General features: G+C 32.7%; 1 protein-coding gene. It reads right to left on the reverse strand.

All coding sequences use genetic code 11. The annotated features are described in order from the left end of the window. Positions 1 to 920, reverse strand: a 920-nt coding sequence (locus tag AC1DTM_RS28310; protein ID WP_477001469.1) for a transglutaminase domain-containing protein, incomplete at its 3' end; no start/stop codon positions are given. Positions 921 to 1023 lie beyond the last annotated feature (103 nt).

Consider the following 1023-nt stretch of genomic DNA (forward strand, 5'->3'; position numbering starts at 1 on the left):
GATAAATACTTTAAATTTGTTTCTTTTAACATTTGTTCATATACAGCAGTTTTTGAACTACCGGCTTTTATTTTGCTTGTTAATTCGTTGAAGTAACTTGTAGTTGCCGCTGGATATTTACTACGATCCCATTCATGGTCTTTGCTTAATTGGTCATCAGACATATTAAAATATGAATATGTTACGCGCCCAGCTTTATCTGGCACCGGATCATCGAATGTAGTATCAAGGTGGTACCACTTGTTATCAATGTTCACTAAATTCCATGCATGAGCTTGTCCATTCCCTGTACCTGTTACAATATGATTTTGAATACCTGCTTCTTTTAGTAATTGATATGTTAACAATGTATATCCTTGGCAAACGGCAGAACGATTCGCTAACGCTTCATACGCTGTATATGCTTGATAAGACGTATCATATGATACTTGTTTCACAACATAATCATGAATAGCTTTCACTTTTTCATGTTCATCCATGCCTTGTTTAATGATAGAATTTACAATTGCTTTCGCCTGAGACTTTACATACTGTGTTTGCTCTTTTGATTCACGATACTTCACTTGTAATGTAAATGTATAATTCCCAGGCATCCCTTTTATAGAATATTTAGTAGACGCTACATTATATTTTACATACTCATCAGCATCTACAATTTTATTATATTCTTTGTATAATTGGTCCATAACATCTCTAGCATTTCTATCTTTTGTTTTATATGCGATTGTAATATTTTCATCTCGATTATCAATATGTTTTTTTAATTCTTTTCGAAAATCATTTAATAATTTAGCATCTGATTGTGTAGTAACTACAGTCGATTTCGTAGATGCGTAAGATACAGACGACGCGTGTAAGCCACCCATTACAATTGTTGAACAAAGCAGGGCAACTGTCACATACTTATTTGGCTTTCTCATCTTGTCACTCCTTACATTCTATAACTATACGAAAAAGTATCGTATAGTTTCAGAGTATACAATACTTTTCAAAATAGGTCATATGAGATTATGCATATTTAAC

Source organism: Bacillus sp. P4_D3 (assembly GCF_056401855.1).